Genomic DNA, 13,853 nt, shown 5'->3' with positions numbered 1-13,853 from the left:
ATCAGGCTTCCTTGACCTGCTGTACCCAGTTTTGCTGAGGGATCGGCAGTTCACAGGAGTCGCCACGGCCCATCGGGAAGTACTTGAAGCCTTTGCGTGCCAGGCGTTCGCCGTCATACAGGTTGCGACCGTCGAAGATCACCGGGTTTTTCAGGCGTGCGTGGATCAGGTCGAAATCCGGCGCCTTGAACTGCTGCCATTCGGTGCAAACGATCAGCGCATCGGCGCCGCTCAAGGCCGATTCCGGCGTGCCCAACAGCGTCAGGCGTGACTCGTCGCCGTAGATGCGCTGAGTTTCCTGCATGGCTTCCGGGTCAAATGCACGGACATTGGCACCCGCGGCCCACAAGGCCTCCATCAGCACACGGCTCGGTGCATCGCGCATGTCATCGGTGTTGGGCTTGAACGCCAGGCCCCACAAGGCAAAAGTCTTGCCCTGCAGGTTGCCCTTGAAGTAAGCGTTGATACGCTCGAACAGCTTGCTCTTCTGGCGCTGGTTGATCGCTTCCACGGCTTCCAGCAAGTCACTGGAGCAGTTGGCTTGCTTGGCGCTGTGGATCAAGGCGCGCATGTCCTTGGGGAAGCAGGAGCCGCCGTAGCCGCAACCGGGGTAGATGAAGTGGTAACCGATCCGCGAGTCGGCACCGATGCCCAGGCGCACGGCTTCGATGTCCGCGCCCAGGTGTTCGGCCAGCTCGGCGATCTGATTGATAAAGCTGATCTTGGTCGCCAGCATGCAGTTGGCGGCGTACTTGGTCAGTTCGGCGCTGCGCAGGTCCATGAAGATGATGCGGTCATGGTTGCGGTTGAACGGCGCGTAGAGGTCGCGCATCACTTCACGCACTTCCTCGCGCTCGCAGCCGATGATGATGCGGTCCGGACGGCGGCAGTCGGCGACAGCCGAGCCTTCCTTGAGAAATTCCGGGTTGGAGACGATATCGAACTCCAGCTGCCGGCCGGCGGTGCGCAGGTTCTTTTCGATGTGCGCACGCAGGGTGTCGCCGGTGCCGACGGGAACGGTGGATTTTTCCACCAGGATCACCGGCTCCACGCGGTGGCGGGACACGGCATCACCCACCGACAGCACGTATTTGAGGTCGGCCGAGCCGTCTTCATCCGACGGCGTGCCCACGGCAATAAACAGCACTTCACCGTGTTCGACCGCGAGCTTTTCATCGAAGGTAAAGTGCAGGCGCCCGCTTTCCAGGTTTTCCTTGACCATGGCCGCAAGCCCCGGCTCGAAGATGGTCACATGGCCTTTCTGGAGCGACTCGACCTTGCTCTTGTCCACGTCCATGCAGATCACATCGTGACCGACTTCGGCCAATACGGTGGCCTGCACCAGACCGACGTAACCGCTACCAAATACACTGATTTTCATGGGACATTCCTGGGGCTTGCAACGCTAGCACGACGAGAGTTAATAACCAGAACACCGAGGATGACCAACGCCACCCCCAGGGTTTTTGAAAGCGAAAAAGCTTCGTGGAACACCGGCAGGCTGGCGGCCAGCAGGTAGACCAACGCGTAGCTGATGCTGAGCAGCGAATAGGCGCGACCCAGCGGCAAATGCTTGAGTGCGCCAAGCCAGCACAGCATCGACAGCGCATAGGCGATGATCGCCAGGATCACCACGCCCAAGGCGCCGAGGTCGATGGCATTGCTGTTGAACGCATTCAGCCAGTCGGCTGGCAGCGGCAGGCGCGTCATGCTCCAGCGCATGCCCAATTGGGCGGCGCTGACCAGGCCGACACTGCCAAGGGCCAGGGCAAAGCCTTGAGCCCGGCTCATACGTGACGCCCCAGCAACACCACACCGCCGATCACCAGCGCCACGCCCAGCCAGTGCCGGCCGTCGATGTGTTCATGAAAAACAAAGCGCGCCATCAGCGTGACCAGTACAAAATTCAGGCTGAGCATCGGGTAGGCGATGCCCACTTCCAGGCGCTGCAACACCAGCAGCCAGACCAGCAGACCCAGGCCCAGGCACACCAGCGCCGACCACAGCCACGGCGAGCGCAATTTGGGCGCCCAACCCTCCGGCTGGTCGCGCCAGCTTTCCACGGCAAACTTTTGCGAGACCTGGCCCATGCACGTCAGCAGGCATGCGCCCAGCAATAGAAGCAGGGTGATCATTGCGCGGCCTGTGGGAAAATCAGGATCACAATGTTGCCTTGCTCATAGCGTTTACCGTCCTTGGGCAGCAGGTTGACTTCGGCGACTTCATCGTCACCCTTGACCCGCATGACCACACCGACAGAACCTTTCTTGCGCGCCTCGCTCATCCATTGCTGGACTTCGTGGGTATCGATCCTGCGGTGCGCGGTGTCCGGGTAGGCGATGCCGTATTTCACTTCGCCGACCGTGTTGTAGAGGCTGACGTCCGGACGCCCCATGCGCCACGACAGCGCCGAGGCCGCGCCAAGGTCATTGCTGAGCAGGGAGGCAGTGGGTTGCAGTTCGTCCAGGTGATCGATGATGAACTGGTCCGGGGTCTTGTTGTAAACCACCGAATGCGGCAAGGCGGCGGGCACCAATGCCACCAGCAGCCAGCTGCCGATCACCGGCGCGGCCCACAGTTTCAGCGGGCGCGCCGCCTGGAGCAGGTTGACCACGATCCAGCCGAACAGGAAGGTGAACAGCAGCACCAGGCTGAGGGTTTCTTCGCCGTGGTCATACACAGGCTTTTTCATTTGGAACCAGCTGAGCGCCAGCACCGCCAGAACACCCAGCGCCAGGTTCAACCAGCCGTTGATGCGCAAGGCACGCCCGTGGCCCAGGGCGAGCTTGTCGCTCAGGGTCGAGCCCATCAACAAGGCCAACGGCAGCAGGCACGGCATGATGTACGACGGCAGCTTGCCTTTGGCCAGGCTGAAAAATGCCAGGGGCATCAGCAGCCACAGCAACAGGAAGGCGGTCTGCGGCAGGCGTTTTTGCAGCCACGCCTGTTTGATCGTGGACGGCAACAGCGCAATCCACGGCAGCGAGAACGCGACCATCAGCGGCAGATAGAACCAGAACGGCTCGGCGTGCTGGGCGTCATCACCGGCAAAGCGCTGGATATGCTCGTGCCAGAAGAAGAAGTTCCAGTAATCCGGCTCTTGCAGGTGCACGGCCAACGCCCAGGGCAGGCTGACGATAATGGCCACGACCACGGCAACCACGCCGTACCCGAGCAACTCACGAAAACGCTTCTGCCAGATTGCATAGGGCAGGGCGATCAACACCGGCAGCAACCAGGCCAGAAACCCCTTGGTCATGAAACCCATGCCGCAGGCAAAACCTAGCAACGCCCAGGACCCCAAGCGACCCTGGCGGGTGCTGCTGTCAAAGCAGAACCACAGCGCAACGCCGGTCAGGTTGACCCAGAAGGTGAATTGCGGGTCCAGGTTAGCGTAGCCACCCAGCAATGCCACGCTGACAAAGCTCATGTACAGCACGGTGCTGACCAGGCTTTTTTGCGGGTCATTCCACAAGCGGCGCGACACCAGGTAAACCAGCAGAATGCTCAGCCCGGTGCTCAGGGCCGAAGCAAAGCGCACACCGAACAGGTTCTGACCGAAGATCGCCTGGCCCAGCGCGATCATCCAGTAGCCGGCAGCGGGTTTCTCGAAGTAGCGGATGCCCATGAAATGCGGCGAGGCCCATTTGCCGGTCAACAGCATTTCCTGGCTGATCTGCGCGTAACGGGTCTCATCGGGAATCCACAGGCCGTGGCTGGCCAGCGGTAACAGGTAAAACACGCCAAACGCCAACAGGAGCAGGGGCAGTGCCCAGCGCCGGATCATGCCTGCTGCACTCCGAGCCAACCCTCACGGCCGCTCAACGCGCCGCGCACCAGGTGTTGCTGGGGCAGGGTGGTCACATCCGCGGGCAGCAGGTCGCCCAGGGGTTGAAAGTCGATGCCGCGCTGCCCGGCCTGGGCAAGCAACTGGCGAAAATCATCAGCCATCAGAATCCCTTCTACTTCTGCGTGGATCGTGTAGACGTTCAGCTTCGACGCGCCAAACCGGTCAAGAATGAAGCTGTTGAAGTCTTTGGCAGCCACTACCGGCCCGACCACTTCGTCGAAGGTCGGCAGGTCTACCGGAATTTGTGGGGTGCCCGCACTGCCATCGGCCAAGGTTGGACGAAACAGGCTGGTGCCCCGGCAATCGCTGTTGTAGCGAAAGTTGAACGTTTGCTTGGCTTGCACCACGCGCTCATCGGCACGCCAACCGGCGGCCGCTGAACAGTCGATGCGTTCACCCAGAATGTCGCTCAGGGTGTCTACGCCACGACGGATCTGCTCGATGAGCTGTGCCTCGCTCCAGCGCCCGGTGTTGGCCTGCCAGCCGTGGTGATCCCACGCGTGCAGGCCGACTTCATGGCCGGCCGCCTTGGCCTGGCGCATCAAGTGCCCCAGGTCACGGCCAATCGGTTTGCCCGGCCAGGCGGTGCCGGCCAGCAAGATATCCCAGCCATACAGCCCGGCGGCATTGGAACGCAGCATCTTCCACAGAAATTGCGGGCGGATCAGGCGCCACAAGTGGCGCCCCATGTTGTCCGGCCCAACGCTGAAGAAGAACGTCGCTTTAACCCCGGCTTCATCCAGGGATTCGAGCAACCGCGGCACACCTTCACGGGTGCCACGGTAGGTGTCGACGTCAATGCGCAAGCCTGCCTTCATTACTTCTTGTCCGCGATTTCGAGCATGGCTTCCTTGAGGAAGAAGTCCAGGGTGTTGCCGATGGTTTCGCTCATCTCAACGGTAGGCTCCCAGTTCAGCAGGCGCTTGGCGTTTTCGATGCTTGGCTTGCGGTGTGCCACGTCCTGGTAACCGGTGCCGTAGAACGCCTTGCTCTCTACGTCGCGGAAACCGGCGAACGGCGGGAAGTTGCTGCGCAGCGGGTGAGCTTCGAACTGACGCAGCAGTTCTTCGCCCAACTGGCGGATGCTGGCTTCGTTTTCCGGGTTACCGATGTTGATGATCTGACCGTTGCAGTTGTCATTGTCGTTATCAATGATGCGCGCCAGGGCTTCGATGCCGTCGGCGATGTCAGTGAAGCAGCGCTTCTGCTCGCCACCGTCGAACAGACGGATCGGCGTGCCTTCCACCAGGTTCAGGATCAACTGGGTGATGGCGCGGGAGCTGCCGATACGCGCAGAGTCCAGACGGTCAAGGCGCGGGCCCATCCAGTTGAACGGACGGAACAGGGTGAACTTCAGGCCTTTGTCGCCGTAGGCCCAGATCACGCGGTCCAGCAGTTGCTTGGAGACCGAGTAGATCCAGCGCTGCTTGTTGACCGGACCGACGACCAGGTTGGAGGTGTCTTCGTCGAAGTACTGGTCCTGGCACATGCCATAGACTTCGGAGGTCGACGGGAAGATCACGCGCTTGTTGTACTTGACGCAGTAGCGAACCAGTTTCAGGTTCTCTTCGAAGTCCAGTTCGAACACGCGCAGCGGGTTACGGGTGTATTCGATCGGCGTGGCGATGGCCACCAGCGGCAGGACCACGTCGCACTTCTTGATGTGGTACTCGATCCACTCGGAGTGAATGCTGATGTCGCCTTCCACGTAATGGAAGTTCGGGTGGCTGCGCAGGCGCTCGATGGCGTCGGAGCCGATGTCCAGGCCGTAGATTTCGTAACGGTCGTCACGCAGCAGGCGCTCGGACAGGTGGTTACCGATAAAGCCGTTCACACCCAGGATCAGTACGCGGGTACGGCGTGGCTTGCGGCCGGACTCGGCGCCGCGCAGCACGGAACCGTCCACCAGGCCCAGTTCATCAGCCAGGGAAGGGCCGGCCAGGTACAGGCCGTTTTCGTTGCGCTGGCCGAACTTGACCACCAGCGAGTCTTCGCCGCAGGCAATGCGCAGCGGGTTGACGCTGATTACGCGGCCTGGGGCCAGGCCTTCGTTGCCCTTGACCACTTCAGCGTGCCAAACGATCAGTTTGTGCTCGCCCACAGCGCAGAAGGCGCCCGGGTACGGTTGGGTGACGGCGCGAACCAGGTTGAACAGCTCTTCAGCCGGCTTTTTCCAGTCCAGCTTGCCATCGGCAGCGGTGCGGCGGCCAAAGTAGGTGGCCTTGGTTTCGTCCTGTGCGGTTTCAGCCAGTTTGCCCTGGGCCAGTTGCGGCAGTGCGTCGCGCAGCAGGCTGGTGGCGGCGTCACGCAGCTTGGCGTGCAGGGTCAGGCCGGTGTCGGTACGGTCGATGACGACTTTCTGCTGGGCCAGGATCGGGCCGGCATCGGCGCGCTTGACCATACGGTGCAGGGTCACGCCGGTTTCGGTTTCGCCGTTGACCAGCACCCAGTTGGCCGGTGCACGACCACGGTATTGGGGCAGCAGGGAGCCGTGCAGGTTGAACGCGCCTTTTTTGGCGGTGGCCAGCAAGGCTTCGCTCAGCAGGTTGCGGTAGTAGAACGAGAAGATGAAATCCGGGTTCAGCTTGGCGATGCGCTCGATCCACAGCGGGTGGTTGGCGTCTTCCGGTGCGTGCACCGGGATGCCGTTGCGGGCGCAGAGTTGGGCGACGGAACCGTAGAAATTGTTTTCCTTGGGGTCGTCGGCATGGGTGAACACGGCAGCAATGTCGTAGCCGGCGGTCAGCAGGGCTTCAATGCCTGCACAGCCAATATCGTGATAAGCGAAGACAACAGCTTTTGAATTCATGACGAAACCTGATCGGAAGGAGAAGTAGAAGTGGAGGTATGGGAGGACACCAGGCCGTCAACAACGACCACTGGAGCCGGTGCTGCCGGTTGGTTGCGCAGCACTTTTTCAATGAAGAAACGGGGGCGGGCGCGTACATCGCTGTACATGCGACCCAGGTATTCACCCAACAGGCCCATGCCGATGAACTGGCCACCGGTGAACACGAACAGCACCGCGAACAGCACGAACATGCCATCGCCAGCCCACTGTGCACCAAAGGCCAGGCGCAGGATGACCAGCGCAAAGGCGAACAGCACGCCGAGGGCGGCCAGGCTGAAACCGACAATCGACAGCAGGCGCAGCGGCGTGGTGGTCATGCACGTCAGCAGGTCGAACATCAGGCTGATCAGGCGCATGGCGCTGTATTTGGATTCGCCGTGCTCACGCTCGGCGTGATGCACCAGGATTTCCGTGGTGTGGCGAGCAAAACCGTTGGCCAGGATCGGGATGAAGGTGCTGCGCTCGCGGCAGGCCAGCATGGCGTCGACGATGGTGCGCCGGTAAGCGCGCAGCATGCAGCCGTAGTCGGTCATGGCCACGCCGGTGGAGCGTTGCACGGCCAGGTTGATCAGGCGCGAAGGCCAGCGGCGGAACGCCGAGTCCTGGCGGTTGTTGCGCACGGTGGCGACCACGTCGTAGCCCAGGGCGGCTTGCTCGACGAGGCGCGGGATTTCTTCCGGCGGGTTTTGCAGGTCGGCGTCGAGGGTAATTACCACTTCGCCACGGCACTGCTCGAAGCCGGCCATGATCGCGGCATGCTGGCCGTAGTTACGGTTGAGGATCACCGCCACCACGTGGCTGCCTTCTTGCGCGGCAGCGTCTTCCAGCAATTGGGCCGAATTGTCGCGACTACCATCATCGACCAGGATGATTTCGTATTCGTAGGCCAGTTGCTTGCAGGCTGCGCTCGTGCGACGCAGCAATTCAGGCAGGCTCTCTTGTTCGTTGTAGACCGGGATGACGATCGACACGCAATGAATAGGGTAGGGTTTCAAAGATTCATGACCTCGGGGCTAGAGCAGGTTGGCGCGTGAAAACAGCAGTCATCGGCGGCTGAAGGTTCAGAAAACTGATTAAACATAGCGTGGGTTTGCGGTGTTCATTCGACCTTCCTGAGACTGGCAATAATTTCTTCCATGGGCAAGCGTAGTAAAGACGAAATGTCTCAAAGGTAAAGCGTAATCAACAAGTTAGTCCGATAACACGCGCCTCGTTCTCAAGTCCTGGGGCCAAGATTAAGCGGAAAAATGTTGAACGAATATGAAAGGCGGATGAAAAACTCGTTTATTTGACAGGTAGACAGCTAGGGTTCAGCTAAGTAACTGAGGCGCCAGGGGATACCTTGAACCGGTAAAACCGTGGCGTTTTTTGCAGCTTGCAGTGTGCCGCCGGTTTTATTCAACAAACTTCTCTGCATTGCCCCTCAAGTGCCGGTAAAGTAAGCCATCTCTTGCCAGGGTACTCGGATGAATAGCGTGCAGCTTTTACGCGGCCAGTTGCGGCCTGCGTTGATGGGATTGTTGATGGCTGTGGCCTGCGTCACGACCGTGCGCGCCGATGATGGCGTGGCGCTCACCTCTGTCGATCAGGTGCCCGAAGGCGTCGAAGTGCGCGGCAAACAGGTCGCGGCCTACACCTGGGACGACAGCCAGGGCAAGAACCTTCTGGTGCTCGCCGAACAGGTCAGCGAACGCGATGACGATGGCACCCAGTCGGCGTTCGTCTACGCCGCGCAATACCTGCTCGCTGGCGATCATCCCAAGCGCGTGTGGATGCTCTATGACGATGTGCAGCATTGCCAGTTCGACGCCGCGCTGCGTTTTGACATGGCGGCCACCAAAGTCACCGACCTCACCGGCGACGGCATCACCCAGGCCACGGTGGGCTATTCGCGCACGTGCACCAGCGATGTCAGCCCGAACGAATTCAAACTGATCATGCATGTCGGCAAATCCCAGAAGTACCGCCTGCGCGGCGTCGATCGCGTTGGGGCGAGCTGGTGGGACGAGGAAGCCGGCGCCTTGCGTGGCATGCCGCTGCCCAAGGATTGCAGCGTGGCGGCGCAGCAGGCGCTGGTCAGTCAGTACAAGGAGCAGGGCACCGAGTTACCTCTGCCGGGCTGCTATGGCGATGAAAAGGACTTCGCCAAGGCGCCGGACAGCTACCTGGCGTTCATGCGCCAGCATTGGTTCGCGCTGATGCAGAAGCAGGACACCGAGTGGAGTCAATCCCAGACCCAGCCTCAGCCCGACGACGCTACCGGGGATGACGAAACGGCCCCGTGATTTGGTGCCAGGGCCGGTCCTGCGCTAGACTCGGCCTTCGCCAATTCACTAAATACCTCGATTAAACAATGGCTTGATCGAGGTATTTAATCCAAAGGCTGATCTACCTTGACTGAGTCCATCCGCAACCCGCTGACCCTTTACCTCACTCGCCTCGCGCCCTCCAGCCAACTGACCATGCGCTACGTGCTGCAGGACGCCGCCGACCGCCTGGGCTTCGAAGACATCAACCTCGAAGACATCGACTGGCACCTGCTGCAACCTGAACACGTGATTGCCCTGGTCGCCGCACTGCGCGAGGACGGCTACGCGCCCAACACCTCTTCGCTGTATGTGAATGCCGTGCGTGGGGTGATGAACGAAGCCTGGCGCATGAGCCTGATCAGCCAGGACCACCTGCTCAAGATGCGCTCGGTCAAGGCGGCGCCCGGGACCCGACTGGGCCAGGGGCGCAATTTGCGCCGCAGCCTGATTCGCGAACTGATGGAAGTCTGCGCTGCCGACCCGCGCCCTCAGGGCCTGCGGGATGCGGCGGTGATCGGCATTTTGTATGGGTCGGGCATGCGCAAGTCAGAGTCGGTGAACCTCGACCTGGCGCAGATCAACTTCGAAGAACGCAGCCTGCGCGTGACCGGCAAAGGCAACAAGGCGTTGATCAAGTACGCGCCCGCCTGGGCATTTGAAAAGCTGACAGCCTGGCTGGACTTTCGTCGCGAGCAGCTCAAGGACGGCGAGCAGGACGATACGTTCCTGTTCAACCGCATTCGCCGGGGCAGCCATATCACCCGTGAGCGCATTACCAAACACGCGATTTATTACATCGCACGTCAACGCGGCGAACAGGTTGGCGTGAAAATCATGCCGCATGACTTCAGGCGTTCGTTCATCACCCGGGTGATTGAGGAACATGACCTGTCAATCGCGCAGAAACTCGCGCACCACAGCAATATCCAGACTACCGCCAGCTATGACGTACGCGACGACAATGAGCGGCGGCGGGCCGTGGACCGGTTTGATTTATGACTTCAGTCAACCATGTGAGAGGGGGCTTGCTCCAGAAGACGCAGGGTCAGCGACTCACTGACTGACCCAGCGCTATCGGGAGCAAGCCCCCTTCGTTACTTGGTGCTTTACCGAGATTAAAGGATTGGCTTGCCGCCGGTAACCGCGTAGCGCGAACCGGAGATATAGCTGGCTTCATCCGAGGCCAGCAACACATAGATCGGCGCCACTTCTACCGGCTGGCCGGGGCGCCCCAGTGGGGTTTCGCTGCCAAAGCTCTGCACGTCTTTGTCCGTCATGGTCGCTACGATCAGCGGTGTCCAGATCGGGCCCGGCGCCACGCTGTTGACCCGAATGCCTTTGTCACCCAGCAATTGCGCCAGGCCGCCGGTGAAATTGGCAATGGCGCCCTTGGTGGCGGCATAGGCCAACAGCGTTGGCTTGGGCATGTCGGAATTGACCGAACTGGTATTGATGATCGAACTGCCGGCTTTCATGTGGGGCAGGGCGGCCTTGCAGATGCGAAACATTGCGGTGATGTTGATATCGAAGGTCCGCACCCATTCCTCGTCTTCGATCTCTTCGAGGGTTTCGTGGGTCATCTGGAACGCGGCGTTGTTGACCAGGACGTCAATGCGCCCGAACTGTTCGACGGTCTTGTCGACCAGCGCCTGGCACGTGGCCTTTTGGGCAATATCGCCGGGCAGCAACAGGCACTGGCGGCCCGCTTCTTCAACCCAGCGTGCGGTCTCCTTGGCGTCTTCATGCTCGTCCAGGTAAGCGATGGCCACATCGGCGCCTTCACGGGCAAACGCAATGGCGACGGCGCGGCCAATGCCGCTGTCGGCACCGGTGATCAGCGCGATTTTGTTGGCCAGCCGGCCCGTGCCCTTGTAGCTCTTCTCGCCGCAGTCGGGGTACGGGTCCATTTTCTTCTGGGAGCCGGGTACGGATTGGGCTTGGGGGGCGAAGGGTGGGCGAGGGTAGTCAGTCATCTCAGTCTCCATAGGTCTTCAAGGGTGCTATGGAGTTAGTAGTTTTGCCGGCGGCGATAGTTGTAGCGGATGTCGGGCAAGCCCGACGAATGGTTTTCAGCCAGCCGCAGGCAAGAACTCAAGGCCTGGCAGCTCCAGCGTCGGAACGAGCCGGCTCAGGCGCTCGTACAGTTCACGCAACGTGTGGGCGTGGCGGCTCGCTCTGGGCCAGACCAGATAGTAGCCATCACCCGAGGCGACGGCCGTTGCGCAGGGCAGCGTGATCAGGCCGTCGCGCACATCGTTGGCCACCAGGTGCAGGTCGCCGATCGAGACACCATGGCCGCGTATGGCAGCCGAAATCGCCTGGTCTAGCGTATCGAAGACCTTGCCACGGTCCAGGTCGATACGCGCGTCAGACGGTTGGGCGGCCAGCCAGCGTCGCCAGTCCCTGCGGTCGGCAGTGGGGTGGATGAGTTCGGCCTCGGCCAGGTCAGTGTGCACCCAGCCGGGCGCGCAAATGGGGATCAACCATTCATCAAACAGTTTGTGTGCGTGCACATCGGCGCCGAACTGACCGTTGCCGAGCAAAATCGCGCAGTCGTAAGGCTCTGCGTAAAAGTCCACGCTGTCGAAATCCATCCAGACACTTGCCAGCTGTATCGCCATTTCAGGCGCGCTGAGCTTGAGGAGGTCCAGCGTGTGCAGCAGCCAGCGCATGGTCAGCGTCGATGGAGCCTTCAAACGTAAATCGCCAGTGCCAGCCCGGAAAGGCGCGCACGCCTGTTCGATGATGCGAAAGCCGACCTTGAGTTCCTGCGCAAGCCGTTCGCCCGCAACGGTGAGTTGCAGTCGAGGCCCGAGGCGTTCGAACAAGCGACAGTTGAGGAGGCCCTCGAGGGTTTTGATATGGCGGCTGACCGCACTTGGAGTCAACGACAAGGCTTGCGCCGCGCGTGTAAACGAAGACGTGCGGGCCGCCACTTCAAAGGCGCGCAGGGCATACAGTGGTGGAAGGCGTTCGGCCATGGAGGGGCAGTCATTGTGATTAAAACTCATAGTAGGGCACAGGCTTTTACGTTTTTCAACGCGCGCGGCCTGGCGCAAGCTCACACGCCTCACTTCACAAGGCGTTTAAGCGCGATGAATAGCTCGTTACTTCTGATTTATGTCTTCAGCGTAGTGGCCCTGATTGTCACGCCCGGGCCGGTGGTGGCGCTGATCATCACTACCAGCCTGCAATCCGGAAGCCGGCGCGCACTGTTGACGGCGGCGGGCACCAACCTGGCGTCGCTGATCCTGGCCCTGGTGGCGGTACTGATTTTGTCGGGGAGTTTTTCCGTCAGTCCAGGCTTGCTGAGCGCGATCAGCTTTGTGGGCTGCCTGTTCATCTTGTACCTGGCGGTCCAGGGGCTGCGTTATCCACCTGGGCCAGGTGTGCAGACCCGCTGCGCGCGCAGCGGTGTCGGCAGGGGTTTTCTGGTGGGAATTTCCAACCCCAAGGACATCATTTTCTTCGTCGCCTTCTTCCCTCAATTCATCCACGTGGCGGACTCGTTCAGTGCCAGCGTGGCGTGGTTGACCGGGTTGTGGGTGCTTATCGACTTTGCGGTGCTGGCGGGGTACATCGCCCTCGCGCGCCAGGCGTTCGCGCTGAAATACCGTGCGGCTATCAACCGCGTGGCGTGCCTGGTGCTGCTGGCCGTGGCCCTGATGGGTATCGTGCATTCAGGGCGTTTGCTGGGATGACGATGCGTATCAGCTGCGTGGCGAAGGCTGTAGATGCACGGGCAAGCGGCGCAGTGTCCACCAGGTGGTCAGCATGGCCGCGACTGCGCACAGGGCGATGCCGATCAACATCGGTGCCGGCGTATGGTCGGCGTACAACCCGATCAGGGTCATGGACACGGCAGCGGTGATCATCTGGATGGCGCCCAACAGGGCCGACGCGGAACCCGCAACGGCGCCGTGGTCCTCCAGGGACAACACGCCGGCCGCTGGCAACAGCAGGCCGAGAAAGCCAAAGCCGATAAACAGCAGCGTCATCATTACTGCCAGGTGATTGTCCCACAGTGTGGTGGCGGCCAGCAGCACCATGATCGCCGCCACCGCCATGACCGACCAACGAATCACCGGCGCCAGACCAAAGCGCGCGCTCAGGCGCGCGGTCATTTGGCTCATGGCGAAGAACGACGCGGCATTGAGCGCAAAGCACAGGCTGAATTGCGTCGGCGTCAGGCCGAAATATTCGATGTACACAAACGGCGCGCTGCCGATGAACACAAAGAAGGTCGCCAGTCCGAAGCCGCTGACCACCGCCAAGCCGATAAACACCGGGTCGCGCAGCAGTGCGCCGTAACTGCCGATGGCGGTGCCCAGGGTCTTGCCCAATCGGCGCTCGGCCGGATGGGTTTCCGGCAACTGCACAATGGTCATCACCAGGCACAGCACGGACACCACAGCCAGTACGGCAAACACTTCGCGCCAACTCCAGAGTGAAATCACCACGCTGCCGGCCAACGGCGCCAGGATCGGCGACACGCTCATCACCAGCATCAGCAAGGCCATCAGGCGCGCGGCTTCGTGGCCGGTGTACAGGTCACGAACAATCGCCCGCGGGATGACCATGCCGGCGCACGCGCCGAAGGCTTCCAGGGCGCGAAAGCCGATCAGTACTTCGATGCTCGGTGCCAGGGCACAGCCGACACTGGCCACGGCAAAAATCACCAGGCCGGCGTAGATCGGCGGCTTGCGCCCGTACACATCGCTGAGGGGGCCATAGAACAGCTGGCACACGCCGATGATCATGAAGAACACCGTCAGGCTCATCTGCACCGCCGCCGGCGAGGCCTGCAGGCTGGCGCCAAGGGTGGGCAGGGCGGGCAAGTAAC

The 13,853-nt window shown here is 61.1% G+C and carries 13 protein-coding genes; 3 read left to right on the top strand and 10 right to left on the bottom strand.

The window, feature by feature from the left end:
• Position 1: 1 nt before the first annotated feature.
• Genes AACW30_RS15440 through arnC form a run of 7 tightly spaced genes read right to left on the bottom strand, consistent with a single transcriptional unit; the run spans position 2 to position 7,696 of the window.
• Positions 2–1,381: a UDP-glucose dehydrogenase family protein gene (locus tag AACW30_RS15440; RefSeq protein WP_106579201.1), complete on the bottom strand. Its 1,380-nt coding sequence runs from the start codon at positions 1,379–1,381 to the stop codon at positions 2–4.
• Complete coding sequence (arnF, locus tag AACW30_RS15435; protein ID WP_169366723.1) at positions 1,378–1,791, bottom strand: 4-amino-4-deoxy-L-arabinose-phosphoundecaprenol flippase subunit ArnF; 414 nt, start codon at positions 1,789–1,791, stop codon at positions 1,378–1,380. Before arnF ends, AACW30_RS15440 begins: the two co-directional genes overlap by 4 nt.
• Complete coding sequence (arnE, locus tag AACW30_RS15430; protein WP_106579203.1) at positions 1,788–2,135, bottom strand: 4-amino-4-deoxy-L-arabinose-phosphoundecaprenol flippase subunit ArnE; 348 nt, start codon at positions 2,133–2,135, stop codon at positions 1,788–1,790. The genes arnF and arnE overlap by 4 nt, the downstream gene beginning before the upstream one ends.
• On the bottom strand, positions 2,132–3,787 hold the full coding sequence (gene arnT, locus AACW30_RS15425; RefSeq protein WP_200625226.1) for a lipid IV(A) 4-amino-4-deoxy-L-arabinosyltransferase: 1,656 nt from the start codon (positions 3,785–3,787) through the stop codon (positions 2,132–2,134). The genes arnE and arnT overlap by 4 nt, the downstream gene beginning before the upstream one ends.
• On the bottom strand, positions 3,784–4,668 hold the full coding sequence (gene arnD, locus AACW30_RS15420; protein WP_119740368.1) for a 4-deoxy-4-formamido-L-arabinose-phosphoundecaprenol deformylase: 885 nt from the start codon (positions 4,666–4,668) through the stop codon (positions 3,784–3,786). Before arnD ends, arnT begins: the two co-directional genes overlap by 4 nt.
• Positions 4,668–6,659 carry a bifunctional UDP-4-amino-4-deoxy-L-arabinose formyltransferase/UDP-glucuronic acid oxidase ArnA gene (arnA, locus tag AACW30_RS15415; RefSeq protein WP_119740370.1) on the bottom strand — a complete coding sequence of 664 codons (1,992 nt, stop codon included), beginning with the start codon at positions 6,657–6,659 and terminating at the stop codon, positions 4,668–4,670. The genes arnD and arnA overlap by 1 nt, the downstream gene beginning before the upstream one ends.
• Entirely contained in the window at positions 6,656–7,696 is a 1,041-nt protein-coding gene (gene arnC / locus AACW30_RS15410; RefSeq protein ID WP_169366720.1) for an undecaprenyl-phosphate 4-deoxy-4-formamido-L-arabinose transferase, read from the bottom strand. Before arnC ends, arnA begins: the two co-directional genes overlap by 4 nt.
• A 471-nt stretch (positions 7,697–8,167) precedes the next feature.
• Here arnC and AACW30_RS15405 point away from each other — a divergent pair, with 471 nt between their 5' ends.
• The gene (locus tag AACW30_RS15405; protein ID WP_119740374.1) at positions 8,168–8,986 is read left to right on the top strand and encodes a M949_RS01915 family surface polysaccharide biosynthesis protein; all 819 of its coding nucleotides are present in this window, start codon (positions 8,168–8,170) and stop codon (positions 8,984–8,986) included.
• A gap of 108 nt (positions 8,987–9,094) precedes the next feature.
• Complete coding sequence (locus AACW30_RS15400) at positions 9,095–10,009, top strand: site-specific integrase (RefSeq protein ID WP_106579209.1); 915 nt, start codon at positions 9,095–9,097, stop codon at positions 10,007–10,009.
• A gap of 116 nt (positions 10,010–10,125) precedes the next feature.
• On the opposite strand, the gene AACW30_RS15395 is transcribed toward AACW30_RS15400, so the two are convergent.
• The gene (locus AACW30_RS15395; protein ID WP_200625225.1) at positions 10,126–10,983 is read right to left on the bottom strand and encodes an SDR family oxidoreductase; all 858 of its coding nucleotides are present in this window, start codon (positions 10,981–10,983) and stop codon (positions 10,126–10,128) included.
• A gap of 96 nt (positions 10,984–11,079) precedes the next feature.
• Positions 11,080–11,991: a LysR substrate-binding domain-containing protein gene (locus tag AACW30_RS15390; RefSeq protein WP_200625224.1), complete on the bottom strand. Its 912-nt coding sequence runs from the start codon at positions 11,989–11,991 to the stop codon at positions 11,080–11,082.
• Positions 11,992–12,105: 114 nt separating this feature from the next.
• Here AACW30_RS15390 and AACW30_RS15385 point away from each other — a divergent pair, with 114 nt between their 5' ends.
• Positions 12,106–12,711 (top strand): LysE family translocator, encoded by a 606-nt coding sequence (locus tag AACW30_RS15385; RefSeq protein WP_200625223.1) that lies wholly within the window; start codon positions 12,106–12,108, stop codon positions 12,709–12,711.
• Positions 12,712–12,720: 9 nt separating this feature from the next.
• On the opposite strand, the gene AACW30_RS15380 is transcribed toward AACW30_RS15385, so the two are convergent.
• Positions 12,721–13,853 (bottom strand): multidrug effflux MFS transporter (locus AACW30_RS15380; protein WP_200625222.1); only part of this gene is annotated, 1,133 nt, incomplete at its 5' end.

The organism is Pseudomonas sp. MF6747, from assembly GCF_963890955.1.
Lineage (GTDB): Bacteria > Pseudomonadota > Gammaproteobacteria > Pseudomonadales > Pseudomonadaceae > Aquipseudomonas.
Note: the sequence above shows the minus strand (reverse complement) of the source record. Positions and strands in the feature narration are given on the sequence as shown.